The 15881-nt window shown below is 63.9% G+C and carries 14 protein-coding genes and 2 tRNA genes; 13 read left to right on the top strand and 3 right to left on the bottom strand.

Features of this window, described 5'->3' with window-relative positions; all coding sequences use genetic code 11:
* Positions 1-31 precede the first annotated feature (31 nt).
* Positions 32-1696 (bottom strand): OFA family MFS transporter, encoded by a 1665-nt coding sequence (locus RAM80_RS18920; protein WP_416421983.1) that lies wholly within the window; start codon positions 1694-1696, stop codon positions 32-34.
* A gap of 353 nt (positions 1697-2049) precedes the next feature.
* Between RAM80_RS18920 and RAM80_RS18915 the strand changes: the two genes are divergently transcribed.
* From RAM80_RS18915 to RAM80_RS18885, 7 genes are all read left to right on the top strand, one after another.
* Positions 2050-4284 carry an AsmA family protein gene (locus RAM80_RS18915; protein WP_416421982.1) on the top strand — a complete coding sequence of 745 codons (2235 nt, stop codon included), beginning with the start codon at positions 2050-2052 and terminating at the stop codon, positions 4282-4284.
* Positions 4281-5348: an A/G-specific adenine glycosylase gene (mutY, locus tag RAM80_RS18910; protein ID WP_416421981.1), complete on the top strand. Its 1068-nt coding sequence runs from the start codon at positions 4281-4283 to the stop codon at positions 5346-5348. Before RAM80_RS18915 ends, mutY begins: the two co-directional genes overlap by 4 nt.
* Complete coding sequence (locus tag RAM80_RS18905) at positions 5345-5617, top strand: oxidative damage protection protein (RefSeq protein ID WP_008367870.1); 273 nt, start codon at positions 5345-5347, stop codon at positions 5615-5617. Before mutY ends, RAM80_RS18905 begins: the two co-directional genes overlap by 4 nt.
* A 91-nt stretch (positions 5618-5708) precedes the next feature.
* Positions 5709-5784: transfer RNA gene (locus RAM80_RS18900), tRNA-Phe, on the top strand.
* Between the two features lie 266 nt (positions 5785-6050).
* A complete protein-coding gene (locus RAM80_RS18895; protein ID WP_416421980.1) occupies positions 6051-6872 on the top strand; it encodes an acyltransferase in 822 nt (273 codons plus the stop codon).
* Between the two features lie 72 nt (positions 6873-6944).
* Positions 6945-7373: a hypothetical protein gene (locus tag RAM80_RS18890; RefSeq protein WP_416421979.1), complete on the top strand. Its 429-nt coding sequence runs from the start codon at positions 6945-6947 to the stop codon at positions 7371-7373.
* A 177-nt stretch (positions 7374-7550) separates the two neighbouring features.
* Complete coding sequence (locus RAM80_RS18885) at positions 7551-8270, top strand: CatB-related O-acetyltransferase (protein WP_416421978.1); 720 nt, start codon at positions 7551-7553, stop codon at positions 8268-8270.
* 27 nt (positions 8271-8297) lie between these two features.
* Here the strand turns inward: RAM80_RS18885 and RAM80_RS18880 are convergent, their stop codons facing one another.
* Positions 8298-8774, bottom strand: a complete 477-nt coding sequence (locus RAM80_RS18880; RefSeq protein WP_416421977.1) for a WbuC family cupin fold metalloprotein — start codon at positions 8772-8774, stop codon at positions 8298-8300.
* A 192-nt stretch (positions 8775-8966) separates the two neighbouring features.
* Positions 8967-10361, bottom strand: coding sequence for a GABA permease (gene gabP, locus RAM80_RS18875; protein WP_416421976.1), 1395 nt, complete (start codon positions 10359-10361; stop codon positions 8967-8969).
* Between the two features lie 594 nt (positions 10362-10955).
* Between gabP and RAM80_RS18870 the strand changes: the two genes are divergently transcribed.
* From RAM80_RS18870 to RAM80_RS18845, 6 genes are all read left to right on the top strand, one after another.
* Positions 10956-11729: an ABC transporter ATP-binding protein gene (locus tag RAM80_RS18870; protein WP_416421975.1), complete on the top strand. Its 774-nt coding sequence runs from the start codon at positions 10956-10958 to the stop codon at positions 11727-11729.
* 13 nt (positions 11730-11742) lie between these two features.
* The gene (locus RAM80_RS18865; RefSeq protein WP_416421974.1) at positions 11743-12489 is read left to right on the top strand and encodes an ABC transporter substrate-binding protein; all 747 of its coding nucleotides are present in this window, start codon (positions 11743-11745) and stop codon (positions 12487-12489) included.
* A 58-nt stretch (positions 12490-12547) separates the two neighbouring features.
* Entirely contained in the window at positions 12548-13243 is a 696-nt protein-coding gene (locus RAM80_RS18860; RefSeq protein WP_416421973.1) for an ABC transporter permease, read from the top strand.
* The gene (locus RAM80_RS18855) at positions 13240-13929 is read left to right on the top strand and encodes an ABC transporter permease (RefSeq protein ID WP_416421972.1); all 690 of its coding nucleotides are present in this window, start codon (positions 13240-13242) and stop codon (positions 13927-13929) included. Before RAM80_RS18860 ends, RAM80_RS18855 begins: the two co-directional genes overlap by 4 nt.
* Positions 13930-14025: 96 nt before the next feature.
* Positions 14026-15225: a methyltransferase gene (locus RAM80_RS18850; RefSeq protein WP_416421971.1), complete on the top strand. Its 1200-nt coding sequence runs from the start codon at positions 14026-14028 to the stop codon at positions 15223-15225.
* Between the two features lie 287 nt (positions 15226-15512).
* A tRNA-Thr gene (locus RAM80_RS18845) sits at positions 15513-15588 on the top strand.
* The last annotated feature ends 293 nt before the right edge of the window (positions 15589-15881 follow it).

Genomic DNA, 15881 nt, shown 5'->3' with positions numbered 1-15881 from the left:
TCAGGCTCCCTTCAGGGGGCCTGAAGATGTATCAGTGGAACAGCACGGCGGTTTTCTGCAGGGTCACGATCACGCCCCATGCCAGTGGAATACCCACCACCAGCCAGGCCAGCACGGCCAGCGGCTTGCTGCCCGGCGCGGCTTTCCACTCCAGCACGGTGCTGGCGTCGGCGCCCTTGTCATGGCCCAGCGCCTGCTCGGCGGCCAACTGCGCTTCAGTCATGAAGTGCTTGTCGGCCACCGGCCGCACCAGTGCGTTGCAGAGGAAACCCAGCACCAGCAGGCCGGCGAGGATGTACAGGGTGATGTCGTAGGCCGCGGCGCGCTCCACGCCGATGCTCAGCTGGTACTCGCGCAGGTAGTTCACCAGCACCGGGCCCAGCACGCCGGCAGCGGCCCAGGCGGTCAGCAGGCGGCCGTGGATGGCACCGACCATTTGCGTGCCGAACAGGTCGGCCAGGTACGCCGGCACGGTGGCGAAACCGCCGCCGTACATGGACAGCACCACGCAGAACGCTGCCACGAACAGGGCGATGTTGCCCAGGTGGCCGAGGTTCGGCACCAGCGCGTACAGCGCCACGCCCAGGGCAAAGAACACGAAGTAGGTGTTCTTGCGGCCAATGAAGTCCGAGCACGAGGCCCAGAAGAAGCGCCCGCCAATGTTGAACAGGCTGAGCAGGCCGGTGAAACCGGCGGCAATGGCGCCGATCTGGGCCAGTTGCGCCGCGCTGAGCTGGCTGAAGGTCAGGTCCAGGCCCAGCAGCTTGCCGCCGAACACTTCCTGCAACAGCGGCGAGGCCATGCCGAGGATGCCGATGCCGGCGGACACGTTCAGGCACAGCACCAGCCACACCAGGGCGAACTGCGGGGTTTTCCACGCCACGCTGACGTGCACATGGCGGTGGGTGATCATCGCGTTGCTGGCTTTCTTGACCGGTGCGGTCCAGCCTTCGGGCTTCCAGCCGGTAGGCGGCACGCGGTACGACAGCGCACCGCCGAGCATGAACACGAAGTAGATCGCCGCCATGGCCACGAAGCTCTGCCACACGCCGACGCTGCCAGGGGTAGCGAAGTGGCTCATCAGTGCCGCCGCCAGGGGCGCGCCCACCATGGCGCCGCCGCCGAAGCCCATGATCGCCATGCCGGTGGCCATGCCGCGCTTGTCCGGGAACCACTTGATCAGGGTCGATACCGGCGAGATATAGCCCAGGCCCAGGCCAATACCGCCGATTACCCCGGAGCCCAGCCACATCAGCGCGATTTGGTGGGTGTACACGCCCAGCGCCGAAATCAGCAGGCCGCCGCACCAGCAGATGGCCGACACGGTGCCGGCCTTGCGTGGCCCGGCGTGTTCCAGCCAACCGCCCCAGATAGCCGCCGAGCAGCCCAGGAAGATGAAGAACAGGGTGTAGATCCAGCCGAGCATGGAGATCGGCCAGTCACAGGTGGACGAGAACACCTGGTCGAAAAAGCCCATGTCGGCCGGGCAGGCGGTGGCCGCCGTGATGCCGATGGCCTTGGACAGTGGCAGCCAGAACACCGAGAAGCCATAGGCCATGCCGATGCACAGGTGAATGGCCAGGGCGGCCGGTGGCACCAGCCAGCGGTTGAACCCCGGCTTGGCGATGATGCGTTCCTTGGAGAAGAACGCCGGCCGTTCGGCCGCGACTCCCCCAGCAGTAATGGTGCTGCTCATTGTTGTACCCCTTTGATTTTTTTATGGTCCACGGCCCTCTTGGCCGCCCACGACCTTGAAGCACGCTGGCGTTCGATCGTTTTATCGGCAGCTGCAGGTTTTTCGCGACAAAAAGCCGCAACCTGACCGGTGAACGGCGAAAGATTACCATCGGATGGTTACAGTAGAAGCAATCTGATATCGCTTTTTGCGCCGAAACTGCGCTGCTCGTTCAGCCAGCCGGGTGTAGAAATATGCTGAAACAGGTACGCCCGGCGGCAAATCCCCACTTGCCCACTCGGTTACCCTGCCGCCTGGCCCGTGGCGCTATACTCGCGGGCTAAATTTGAATTCGACACTACAAGGACTCGCCCATGAAAGCGTTCGGCAAAATCCTGGGGCTGTGTATTCTCGGGCTGTTGCTGATCATTGTGGCGCTCGGTTTCGCCGTGACCCACTTCTTCGATCCCAACGACTACAAAGACGAGATCCGCAAGCTGGCCCGCGACAAGGCCCACGTCGAGCTGACCCTCAATGGCGACATCGGCTGGAGCCTGTTCCCCTGGCTGGGCCTGGAACTGCACGACGCCAGCATCGCCACCTTGCAGAACCCCACCACGCCGTTCGCCGACCTGCAGATGCTGGGCCTGTCGGTGCGCGTGCTGCCGCTGCTGCGCCGTGAAGTGCAGATGAGCGACGTGCGCGTGGAAGGCCTGAGCCTGACCCTGACCCGCGACGAAAACGGCCACGGCAACTGGCAGGACATCGGCAAGCCGCTGCCCAAGGCGCCTGCGCCCGGCGAGGTGGTGAACCCCAACATCGCCAACCCCGCCGCCGACACCCAGGGCGCCCCGGACAAGGCCGACCGCCCGGTGAAACTGGACATCGACAGCCTCACCGTGAACAACGCCCGCGTGCATTACAGCGACGCCAAGAGCGGCCGCGAGCTGAGCGCCGAGAGCATCCAGCTGAGCACCGGCGCGGTGCATGACGGCATCGACATTCCGGTCAAGCTCACCGCCTTCCTGGGCACCAACCAGCCCAACCTGCGCGCACGCACCGAAATCAATGGCGAGCTGCGCATGGAGCGCGCGCTCAAGCGCTACCAGTTCAGCGACATGAAAGTGGCCGGCGAAGCCAGCGGCGACCCGCTGCAAGGCAAGACCGTGACCTATTCGGCCCAAGGCAACCTGAACGTCGACATGGGCGCCAACGTGGCCGACTGGAGCAACCTGAAGCTGTCGTTCAACCAACTGCGTGCGCTGGGCGAGCTGAACGCCCGCGACCTGGGCACCGAGCCCAAGGTCAGCGGCGGCATTTCCATCGCCCAGATGGACCTGCGCGCGTTCATGGACGGCCTCAACCAGACCCTGCCGGCCATGGCCGATGGCAGCCTGACCCAATTCGAGATGGTCACCCGCCTGGAAGGCACGCCCAACAGCTTGGCGCTGAACAACCTGGCGGTGAAGCTGGACGGCAGCAGCCTGGTCGGCAACCTGGCGGTGACCGACTTCGCCAAACAAGCCATCACCGTGCAGCTCAAGGGCGACACGTTCAACGCCGACCGCTACCTGAAACCCACCAGTGCCGAAGCCTCCAGCGCCGGCGCAGCGCGCGACGCCGAGGTCAAGACCACCGAGGCCACGGCCATCGGTGGTGGCGGCGACAGCCCACTGCCCAGCGCCCCCACCCAGGGCGCCTGGAGCAACGACACGCTGTTGCCAGTGGAACGCCTGCGCAAGCTTGAGCTGTCCGCCGACCTGAGCTTCGGCCAGCTCACCCTGCACCAGTGGCCCATCGACGACGCCAGCCTCAAGGCCCAGGGCCAGGGCGGCCTGATTACCCTGGAAAACCTGTCCGGCGGGCTCTACGACGGCACCTTCAGCACCAAGGGCAGCCTCGACGTGCGCCCGGACAAACCGCTGGTGGCGCTGCAGACCCAGCTGAACAAGGTGCCGGTGGAGCACTTCATCAAGGGCAAGGACGGCAAGGCCGCCCCCGTGCGCGGCCTGATGACCCTCAACAGCAACCTGACCGGCACCGGCAACAGCCAGAAGGCACTGATCGACAGCCTCAACGGCACCGCCAACTTCGCCCTCACCGACGGCGTGCTGGTCAACGCCAACCTGGAACAGCAGGTGTGCCAGGGCATCGCCACCCTCAACCGCAAGGAACTGAGCAGCATCCCGCGCGGCAAGGACACGCCCTTCCAGGAACTCAAGGGCAGCGTGGTGGTGCGCAACGGCGTGGCCAGCAACCAGGACCTGAAGGTGCGCATCCCCGGCATTACCGTGAACGGCGACGGCGACATCGACCTGCGCGTGCTGGGCATGGACTACAAGGTGGGCGTGGTGGTGGACGGCGACAAGAGCGACATGCCCGACCCGGCTTGCCAGGTCAACGAACGTTTCGCCGGCATTGAATGGCCACTGCGCTGCCGCGGCCCGATCGAACTGGGGGCCAAGGCCTGCCGTATCGACCGCGAAGGCATGGGCAAGGTAGCTGCCAAGGTTGCCGGCGACAGGATCACCGAAAAACTGGAAGAAAAATTCGGCGACAAGGTCAGCCCCGAGCTGAAAAACACGCTGAAAGGTCTGTTCAAACGATGAACCCAGAGCAATTTTCCACCGCAGTACTGGAATGGTTCGACCGCAACGGCCGTCACGACCTGCCCTGGCAACAGGGCATCACCCCCTACCGGGTGTGGGTGTCGGAGATCATGCTGCAGCAGACCCAGGTCAGCACCGTGCTGAACTACTTCGACCGCTTCATGGCCTCGCTGCCCACGGTCCAGGCACTGGCCGAGGCGCCCGAAGACGAAGTGCTGCACCTGTGGACCGGGCTGGGCTACTACACCCGCGCGCGCAACCTGCAGAAGACCGCGAAGATCGTCGTCGAGCAGTACGGCGGCGAATTCCCCCGCGACGTTGAAAAACTGACCGACCTGCCCGGCATCGGCCTGTCCACTGCCGGCGCCATCGCCAGCATCAGCATGGGCCTGCGCGCGCCTATCCTGGACGGCAACGTCAAGCGCGTGCTGGCGCGCTACACCGCGCAAGAGGGCTACCCGGGCGAACCCAAGGTGGCCAGGCAGCTGTGGGCCAACGCCGAGCGCTACACCCCGCACACCCGGGTGAACAACTACACCCAGGCGATGATGGACCTGGGCGCCACCCTGTGCACCCGCACCAAGCCCAGCTGCCTGCTGTGCCCACTGGAAAAGGGCTGCCAGGCGCACATGCTGGGCCTGGAGATTCGCTACCCGGTGCCCAAGCCGAAGAAGGCCGTGCCGCTCAAGCACACGCTGATGCCCCTGCTGATGAACCGCGAGGGCGCCATCCTGCTTTACCGCAGGCCGTCCAGCGGCCTGTGGGGCGGGCTGTGGAGCCTCCCCGAGCTGGACCGCTACGAGGACATCGAGCACCTCACCGCCCAGCACGCCCTGGTGATGGCGGCGCCCAAGGCCCTGGAGCCGTTGACGCACACCTTCAGCCATTTCCAACTCGCCATCGCGCCGTGGCTGGTGCACGTCGAAGAGTCGGCCCACCACGTGGCCGAGGCCGACTGGCTCTGGTATAACCTCGCCACCCCGCCGCGCCTGGGCCTTGCCGCCCCGGTGAAGAAGCTGCTCAAACGCGCGGCCGATGCCTTGAATGCAGGAGAGTTGTCATGACCCGCACCGTAATGTGCCGCAAGTACAAAGAAGAGCTGCCAGGCCTTGAGCGCCCGCCCTACCCGGGTGCCAAGGGCCAGGACATCTTCGAACACGTTTCGCAGAAGGCCTGGGCCGACTGGCAGAAGCACCAGACGCTGCTGATCAACGAAAAGCGCCTGAACATGATGAACGCCGAAGACCGCAAATACCTGCAGGGCGAAATGGACAAGTTCTTCAGCGGGGAGGATTACGCCCAGGCCGAAGGCTACGTGCCGCCGAGCGAATGAGCCCGGAAATACGTAAGCGGAGGAATTAATTAAAAATTTTTTGCGATCGTGCTTGACGCAAGGTCGAAAAAGCCTTTTAATGCGCCCCGTTGCCCAGATAGCTCAGTCGGTAGAGCAGAGGATTGAAAATCCTCGTGTCGGCGGTTCGACTCCGTCTCTGGGCACCACCTTCCGCTTTCAGGTGGTGTACGCAGTACCTGAAAGCCACAAGAAACCCGCCTAGTGCGGGTTTTTTGTTGTCTGCGATTCTTCGATCTCGTATAAATGCCGACACACGGTGGGCGGCACCAGGCCCCGTTCTGGGCTAAGATTGCCGCTGTTTGGCCCTTTGCCATTACCGCTCCGCATTGGCTGCTGATGGACCCCAAACATGAGGCAGGATCGCCTGCCCTCATCAAACGACCACTGGTGGGCGCCCAAAGGACTGTCAGGCATGAAACATCGCATCTTCCACTCTACCGACCTCCCCGAACGCTTGCCCTCGCTGGCCGAGGAACTGGGCGTCACCCTCGACCGGCTGAAAGCGGTTTACCAATGGGGCATGAGCAACAACGTGCTGTTCGCCGAGGGCGAGGGTGAGCAGGCGCGCTACAGCATCTGCTCGGTGAATATCGAGACCACCATCGACGACCCCCTGGCCAAGCGCCTGTACCAGCGCCTGCGGCAGGACATCCCCACCACCCTGGTGCCGCGCTACGGCAAGAACTGGGCGACCCTCAAGGACCGCTGGCTGCGGGTGTGGGAGCAGACCTACAACATCATCATCAACAAGATCCCCAGCCACAACGTGCGCCTGGCCTGGCTGCGTCTAGGGGGTGCGAAGATCGGCAAGGGCTCGACCATCTGGCGCAACACCGAAGTGCTGGGCGTGGAAAACCTGGTCATCGGCAACGACAGCGTGATTGCCTGGCACTGCCAGATCGACGCGCGCGCCGGGCTGATCATCGGCGACCACGTGGCCATCGCCTCCCACGTGCTGATCATCGCCGGCAGCCATGACCTTACCGCCCCCGAGTTCTGGTCGGTGTCGGGGCCCATCCACATCGACGACTACGCCTGGATCGCCACCCGCGCCCTGATCGGCCACAGCGTGCGCATCGGCCGCGGCGCCGTGGTGACGGCCAACACCCTGGTGGCGAAGAATATCGCGCCCTACAAGATCGTCGGCGGCAGCGGCGCCAAGCCCATGGGCGAGCGCCCCCACGACCTGAACTACAAGGTAGGCGGCAAGGGCCTGTTCACCCTGATGTACTAATGTTTGGCAGCACTCCCCGTCTTCGGCTGGTATCGTGCACCGCCTGTGCAACCGAACGACGAGGAATTGACCATGAGCACCCAGGAAAAAATGACCGGGGACCTGTTTGAAGTAGACAAGCGCTTGTCGCTCAAGCCCGTCACCGATTTCAACAGCTACCTGCGCGCCGCCTTTGGCGACGGCACGTGCACCTGCGTGCGTTGCCTGGCCAGCAGTGGCGATGAAACCGGCTACGAGTTCCAGCACACCTTCAACCTCGAAGGCCAGGCGCTGAACCGCCGCTACGCGCTGACTGCCGGCAGCGACGTGCTGCTGGTGCTGAAAAAGGCCTGGCTGTCGTACACCAAGACCGAGCTGGGCAACGGCGCGATCCTGGACCTGGCCGCCATCAAGGGCTTCGTCGAGCCAGAGCTGCACAAGCGCCTGGTACCGCTGTTCCTGGCCAGCGGCCTGGTGAAGGACATCGACGGCAACCTGCACATCCAGCCCCAGGCTGCCTGATACCCCCACGCCTTTGTGGGAGCTGGCTCGCCAGCGAGCTTTTCGGGCCTCAACAGCTCGCTGGCAAGCCAGCTCCCACAGGACCTGGCGCTGCTTCCGGTTACGGTTGTGCGCTTGCGTGGTGCGCGCCGGCACGCCAGTATTCGCGTTCTGCCCAGTAACAGAACCAATACAATAATGAACCTGCTGAAACGCATCTGGCTCGACCACACCCTCAAGCGCGCCCTGCGCCAACACCGTTGCCGCGTAGACTGCGGCACCCGCGGCCTGCGCGGCAAGGTGAAGCTCACCCTGGAACGCCACGTAAAGCTGCACACGGTGAAAGTCTTCTCGAAGGAGCTGCGCATCGGCGCCTTCACCGACATCGTCAGCAATACCGAGCTGCGCGACGTCAGCAGCATTGGCCGCTACTGCTCCATCGGCACCAATTGCGTCATCGGCCAGAACCGCAAGCAGCACCCCATGCACTGGCTGTCCACCAACGTCGCGCTCATCGACCAACGCCTGGAGGCGCTGCCGTCGCCGCCGGCGCACTGGGACGTGACACCCACCACCATTGGCCATGACGTGTGGGTGGGGCGCGACGTGATCATCATGGAGGGCATCAGCATCGGCACCGGCGCGGTGATCGGCGCCCAGTCCCTGGTGACCCGCGACGTACCGCCCTACGCCATCGTCGCCGGCTCACCGGCGAAAATGATCCGCTTCCGCTTCGAAGAGCCACTGCGCGAGCAGTTGCTGGCAAGCCGCTGGTGGGAGCACGACCAGGCCGAGCTGGCGCAACTGCCCACCGAAGACCCGGAGGCGTTCCTGGCGGCGCTGGCCAGGCTGCCCCACAAGCCGCTCAGCGACGCGACGGTGCAGGTCAGCACTTCGCCGCTGCGGGTGTCGCGCTAGCCCCACGCGCGTGGGGATGGGTGCGGGTTACAGGCCTGGGAAGCGGTCGCCGACCTGGGCGGTGGCGTACCAGGCGATGATCGCTTCCATGCCAGGCTCGCCCTCGGCGACGGTCCAGGGCATGTAGTCCTCTTCGGGGATCGGCGTGTACTCGCCGTCCTTCACTTCGAAAATCACCGCGCCCTCGTCCAGCGACAACACCGCGTGCCAGACGCCGGCCGGGGTCTCGACCATCTTCGTCTCTTCGCCCAGCACCACGCGGTCGGTCACCTCGCCCGCGTCATTGAAATGCAGCACCACGAAACGCCCACGCAGCGAGTGCAACAGCTCGAAGGTGTGCGGGTGGCGGTGGGCGCGCACGTAGGTGCCCGGCTCCATGGCCACGGCCAGGCGCTGGGTGGGGTCGACCAATTGCGGGTGCATGTTGTGGTGGGCGCGCAGGCGTGGGGACTGCTGGGCGCGGGCAGTGAGCTCGTCGAGGAGCGCGGTGTTGATCTGCTTCATGGGGCTGGGCACGGTTCGAGTTGAAAGGCCCAGTATGCCTGCCGGTTAGTGAAATTCTCCTGAACGCCGCCCACAAAAAAGCCGCTGCCATTGCTGGCAGCGGCTTTTTTGTGGGCCTTGGACGCGGCCTTTGGCCGCTGCTACGGGTTACCTGTAGCAGCGGCCGCAGGCCGCGTCAGCAAGCACCGCACATCACTTGCCGAACGCCGCCTGGCCTTGCGGCAGGGCCTTGCGACGACGGTCAACCAGCAGGCCGGCCGCAACCACGGCAATGGTCAGCAGGCCGGTGGCAACGATCTCGATGCGGTGGTCGACACGAATGGCCATCACGGTCAGCACGCCCACGATGAACACGATCACCGCCCAGGTCAGCACCGGGAACGCCCACATCTTGAACTCGACCTTCTCGCCCTTCTGCTCACGCTGCTTGCGCATGCGCAGTTGCGACACGGCAATCACCAGGTACACCAGCAGCGCGATGGCGCCGGAGCTGGCCAGCAGGAAGTCGAACACTTCAGCCGGGGCAACGTAGTTAGCGAACACGGCCAGGAAGGCAGCAGCGGTGGACAGCAGCACGGCCCAGTACGGGGTGCCGCCTTTGCTGGTGCGCTGGGCCATCTTCGGCGCGTCGCCACGCTTGCTCAGCGAGTAGAGCATGCGCGAGGAGGTGTACAGCGCCGAGTTCAGGCAGCTGGTCACGGCAACCAGCACCACCACGTCAACGATCATCTTGGCGTTGGGGATACCGATCAGGTTCAGCACGGTCTGGTACGAACCGATGGCCGGCAGGCTTGGGTTGTTCCACGGCACCAGGGCCACGACCAGGAAGATCGACACGAGGTAGAACAGGAAGATCCGCCAGATCACCGAGTTGGTGGCCTTGGTGATCTGCTTGCCCGGATCCTTCGATTCGGCAGCGGCGATGGTGACGATCTCGGTACCCATGAACGAGAACATGGTGGTCAGCATGGCTGCAACCACGGCGCCCAGGCCGTTGGGCATGAAGCCTACGGTGTCGACGATGTGGCTGACACCGCTGACCTGGCTGCCCGGCACGAAACCGAACACGGCAGCAGCGCCCAGGATGATGAAGGCGATGATGGCGATTACCTTGATCAGCGCGAACCAGAACTCGAATTCACCGTAGTTCTTCACGTTGAGCAGGTTGGTACCGGTCAGCACCAGGGTAATCAGCAAGGTGAACACCCACACGGCGATGTCCGGGAACCAGGCATGCAGGATGCCGGCGGCGGCGTTGGCCTCCAGCGGGATTACCAGTACCCAGAACCACCAGTACAGCCAGCCGATGGTGAAACCGGCCCAGTGGCCGATGGCGCGGTCAGCGTAGGTGGAGAACGAACCGGTGTCTGGTTGCGCGATGGCCATCTCGGCCAGCATGCGCATTACCAGCACTACCAGCGTACCGGCAGCAGCGTAGGCCAGCAGCACGGCAGGGCCGGCCTCGGCGATCGCGTGGCCGGAACCCACGAACAAGCCGGCGCCGATAACGCCGGCGATGGACAGCATGGTGACGTGACGCTGTTTGAGCCCCGACCCGAGGTCGTTGTGGTTGTGCTTATTGCTCATAAAACTACCTATGCAAAGAATAGCGTTCGGTCCAGCAATTGGCGTTACACCTACCCGTGTTGTGGGAATGCAACATGCCGTTGAGGATTTTTGACGCAAATATTGCGCCAAAACCTTTCACCGGTGATGCCAAAGCGCTAGGACGGCCTTTTGAGCCCTATTGGTCAAGCCCTTGATCAAAATGACATTTCGGTACACCTGTAACCAAGGGTTACCGGCCTACACAATAACAGGACGAAATGTCGCACCAAAAACTGACTTCGGTAACACCAATGCACAATTTAAGTGCAACCAAAGGTGCAACCTGGCATGGCCTTTTACGACAAAAACGTGCAACCAACGGACGTCACTGGGCACAGTGCACACCGGTCGGTTTAATGAATGGTTACTTTCCATTGGCGGCCAAAACTGGCACCATCGCGCCTTTTTTCACGCGCACCCGCTTGCGCGCGGGCCCCATGGGCGTTGGTCGGCGACATGCCGCTACAGCCATGCGACACCCCGTGCCCGTGCCCACTGCCATAACGGCGGCGCCATGCTAGTTTGGCGCACCGCTTCAGGGCGGGAACGCAACCGTATAGATGAGGACCGCACATGGCCCAGGCCACGCCCGCGCTGGAAATCCGCAACCTGCACAAACGTTACGGACAGCTTGAGGTGCTCAAGGGCGTTTCGCTGAGCGCCCAGGAAGGCGCCGTGATCTCGATCCTGGGCTCGTCCGGCTCGGGCAAGTCGACCCTGCTGCGCTGCACCAACCTGCTGGAGAACCCCCATGAGGGGCAGATCTTCGTGGCCGGTGAAGAGCTCAAGCTCAAAGCTGCACGCAACGGCGAGCTGGTGGCGGCCGACAACCGCCAGATCAACCGCATGCGCAGGGAAATCGGCTTCGTGTTCCAGAACTTCAACCTCTGGCCGCACATGACCGTGCTCGACAACATCATCGAGGCGCCGCGCCGCGTGCTGGGCCAGAGCAAGGCCGAGGCCATTGAAGTGGCCGAGGCGCTGCTAGCCAAGGTCGGCATCGCCGACAAGCGCCACGTGTACCCCAACCAGCTGTCCGGCGGCCAGCAGCAGCGCGCGGCCATCGCGCGCACCCTGGCCATGCAGCCTAAAGTAATCCTGTTCGACGAGCCCACCTCGGCGCTGGACCCCGAAATGGTCCAGGAAGTGCTGACCGTCATCCGCAACCTGGCCGAAGAAGGCCGTACCATGTTGCTGGTCACCCACGAGATGAGCTTCGCCCGCCAGGTGTCCAGCGAAGTGGTGTTCCTGCACCAGGGCCTGGTGGAAGAACAAGGCACACCTGATCAAGTATTCGACAACCCAGTGTCGGCACGCTGCAAACAATTCATGTCCAGCAACCGTTAACGGAGCATCACGCATGCAGACTTACAAAAAATTGATCCTGGCCGTTGCCGCCAGCCTGGCGATGAGCGCCAACGTGATGGCCGACACCCTGAAGATGGGCATCGAAGCCGCCTACCCTCCCTTCAACAGCAAGGACGCCAGCGGCAACGTCGTGGGCTTCGACGCCGACATCGGCAAGGCCCTGTGCGCCAAGATGAAGGTCGAGTGCGAAATCGTCACCTCCGACTGGGACGGCATCATCCCAGCCCTGAACGCCAAGAAGTTCGACTTCCTGATCTCGTCCATGTCCATCACCGACGAACGCAAGCAGGCCGTTGACTTCACCGACCCCTACTACACCAACAAACTGCAGTTCATCGCCGCCAAGAACGTCGACTTCAAGGTGGACAAGGACGCGCTGAAAGACAAGATCATCGGCACCCAGCGCTCCACCCTGTCGGGCACCTGGCTGGAAGACAACATGCCGGACGTGCAGGTGAAACTGTACGACACCCAGGAAAACGCCTACCTGGACCTGACCTCGGGCCGCCTGGACGGCATTCTGGCCGACAAGTACGCCAACTACGAGTGGCTGAAATCGCCAGCCGGCAAGGACTACGAGTTCAAGGGCGAGCCTGTGGAGCAGAGCGACAAGATCGGCATCGCCGTGCGCAAGGGCGACGCCCTGCGTGAGAAACTGAACGCCGCCCTGAAGGAAATCAAGGCCGACGGCACCTACAAGAAGATCAACGACAAGTACTTCCCGTTCAGCATCGAATGACCTGCCCGACTGCCGCCGCGCCCGGTGCGCGGCGGCTGGTCCTCAAAAAAGCCTGCCCATGAACATTGATCTCCACGGATTCGGCCCGGCCCTGGCGGCTGGCGCGCTGATGACTGTCAAACTCGCGCTGTCGGCCCTGTGCCTGGGCCTGGTCCTGGGCCTGCTCGGCGCGCTCGCCAAGACCTCGCCCTACAAGGCGCTGCAAGCGCTGGGCGGCACCTATTCCACCATCGTGCGCGGCGTGCCCGAACTGCTGTGGGTACTGCTGCTGTACTTCGGCACCGTCAACATGATGGCCGCGCTGGGCGGCTGGCTGGGCATGCCCGAGCTGACCCTGAGCCCCTTCGCCGCCGGCGTCATCGCCCTGGGCCTGTGCTTTGGCTCGTACGCCACGGAAGTGTTCCGCGGCGCCATCATCGCCATCCCCAAGGGCCACCGCGAGGCCGGCCAGGCCCTGGGCCTGTCCAAGCTGCGCATCTTCACCCGCTTGATCCTGCCGCAAATGTGGCGCATCGCCCTGCCGGGCCTGGGCAACCTGTTCATGATCCTGATGAAGGACACCGCCCTGGTCTCGGTCATCGGCCTTGAAGAGATCATGCGCAACGCCCAGAACGCCGTCACCGACACCAAGCTGGCGTTCAACTTCTACATGGTGGCCGCGGTGATGTACCTGGGCCTGACCGTGCTGGCCATGATCGGCATGCACTTCATGGAAAAATACGCCGCACGCGGCTTCACGAGGGCCGCGCAATGAACTGGGAAGTAATCATCAAGTGGCTGCCCAAGCTCACCCAGGGCGCCACCGTGACCCTGGAGCTGGTGGCCATCGCCGTGCTGGCCGGGCTGATACTGGCCGTGCCGCTGGGCATCGCCCGCAGCTCGCGCAAGTGGTACGTCAGCGCCCTGCCCTACGGCTACATCTTCTTCTTCCGCGGCACGCCGCTGCTGGTGCAGCTGTTCCTGGTGTACTACGGCGCCGCGCAGTTCGACGCCGTGCGCCACAGCGCCCTGTGGCCCTACCTGCGTGACCCATTCTGGTGCGCCGCCGCCACCATGACCCTGCACACCGCCGCCTACATCGCCGAGATCCTGCGGGGCGCCATCCAGGCCATCCCCAAGGGCGAGATCGAAGCCGCGCGCGCCCTGGGCATGTCGCGCACCAAGGCGCTGCTGTTCATCATGCTGCCGCGCGCCGTGCGCATCGGCCTGCCGGCCTACAGCAACGAAGTGATCCTGATGCTCAAGGCCAGCGCCCTGGCCAGCACCGTCACCCTGCTGGACCTGACCGGCATGGCGCGCACCATCATCGCCCGCACCTACCTGCCGGTGGAAATCTTCTTCGCCGCCGGCGTACTGTACCTGCTGATCTCGTTCGTGCTGGTGCAAGGCTTCAAAGGCCTGGAGCGCTGGTTGCGCGTGGACGCCTGCCAAGGCCGGTAACCGCTACCCAATCCCCGTAGCAGCGGCCGCCAGGCCGCGTCCGGCCCCACCACCGAAGACGCCGCCTGGCGGCAGCTGCTACGAGGGTTACACCCCATGAACCTTGCCACCCACTTCCAGGCCCTCGACGCCTTCCTGCTGGCCCACCAGCCCCTCTGGCGCCCCAAGCCCTTCACCCAGCTCACCCTGCCGTGGGAAACCGCCCACCCGCAACTGGCCAGCTGGCTACGCGAGCGCACCCTGGAACAGGCCGAAGCCGAGCACAACCACCCCGAACTGCTCGACGCCCCCGCGCCCTACCCCGCCATCGCCGCCCAGGCCGCGGCCCTCAGCGACCTGCCCACGCTAGCCACCGGCGCCCTGCAACCCTGCCACCCGCGCCTCAACGTCGACGTGCCCGGGCGCAAATGGCAACAAATCGAAGCCTTCGCCGACGCCCTCACCTTCCAGCGGCCCACCCATGGCTGGCTGGACTGGTGCGCCGGCAAAGGCCACCTGGGCCGCCGCCTGCTGCAGCCCACGCAAAGCCTCACCTGCTACGAATACGACCCCGCCCTGGTCGACGCCGGCCAGGCCCTGAGCCAGCACCACCAGCTCAACGCCGACCACCGCCTGCAAGACGTCATGGCCGCCGACTGCCACCTGCCTGCGAGCACAACTGCCGTAGCCCTGCACGCCTGCGGCGACCTGCACGTACGCCTGCTGCAACGCGCCGCCGCCGACGGCTGCCCGCAACTGGCCATCGCCCCCTGCTGCTACAACCGCACCGCCGCCGACCACTACCAGCCGCTGTCCAGCGCCGCAGCCACCAGCGCCCTGCGCCTGAGCCGCGACGACCTCGGCCTGCCCCTCAGCGAAACCGTCACCGCCGGCGCCCGCGTCCGCCGCCAGCGCGACCAGTCCATGGCCTGGCGCCTGGCCTTCGACCTGCTGCAACGCCAGGCAAGCGCGGCAAATGCCTACCTGCCCACCCCCTCGCTGCCCAGCGCCTGGCTAGCCAAACCCTTCCCAAACTACTGCCGCGAACTGGCACAGCTGAAAGGCGTCCCGCTGCCTGTGGACATCCCCTGGGCAACCGCCGAAGCCAACGGCTGGCATCGCCTGGCCCAAGTGCGCAACCTGGAGCTGGTGCGCAACCTGTTCCGCCGCCCGCTGGAGCTATGGCTTACCCTGGACCGCGCCCTGTTCCTGCAGGAAAACGGCTACCAGGTAAGGCTGGGCGTTTTCTGCACACCCCAGCTCACCCCCCGCAACCTCATGCTGCTGGCAGAACGCCCAGAATCGTTTCAAAACTAACACACAGCCTGTGGATAACTCTGTGGGCAGAATCCCCAGCAAGCTAAGAAATTCGCTGGATCCAACGAAGTTTTCCAACTGGTCATTTTTTGTTCATCATTTATTCCGCAGCAAAAACAGCCATTTGCGCAAAGAGTGCAAAATCGGCACCGCGCCGGGGGGCGTTTGGTCTGTTCACCGGGGGATTGTGCATAAGCGTTTTTGGCGGTGGCAGCAGTTGCCATGAAAATAGTGCAAATTGGGGGTTGCCTAGGGCCGACGAGTCGCTATAATCAGCGCCCTCACATGCCGGTATAGCTCAGATGGTAGAGCAACTGACTTGTAATCAGTAGGTCCCGGGTTCGATTCCTGGTGCCGGCACCATACGCAGTATCGAAGAAGGCTCACCGCAAGGTGGGCCTTTTTTGTTTCTCCATAGCCCCCATGCCACACCGGGGTAGCTAGCTTGCCAGCACGCTTATACTCAAGCGCCCGCCATTAGCACTTTGCCCAAGAAATATTTGCCTACATACCCTTCATTGACCCCCGTCCGAGGGTGTCTATCATGCGCGTGATCATCAGCCGGCCGGGCCTGACTCAAGCAAGGTGATCACGTGATCGAACCTCCAGAAACAAAAAAACCTGCCAAAAATGGCAGGTTTTTTCGATGTTTCGAG

This window comes from Pseudomonas sp. App30 (genome assembly GCF_047947025.1).
In the GTDB taxonomy this organism is placed as follows: Bacteria; Pseudomonadota; Gammaproteobacteria; order Pseudomonadales; family Pseudomonadaceae; genus Aquipseudomonas.
The sequence above is the reverse complement of the archived record's forward strand: the minus strand, read 5'-3'. Positions and strand labels throughout refer to the sequence as shown.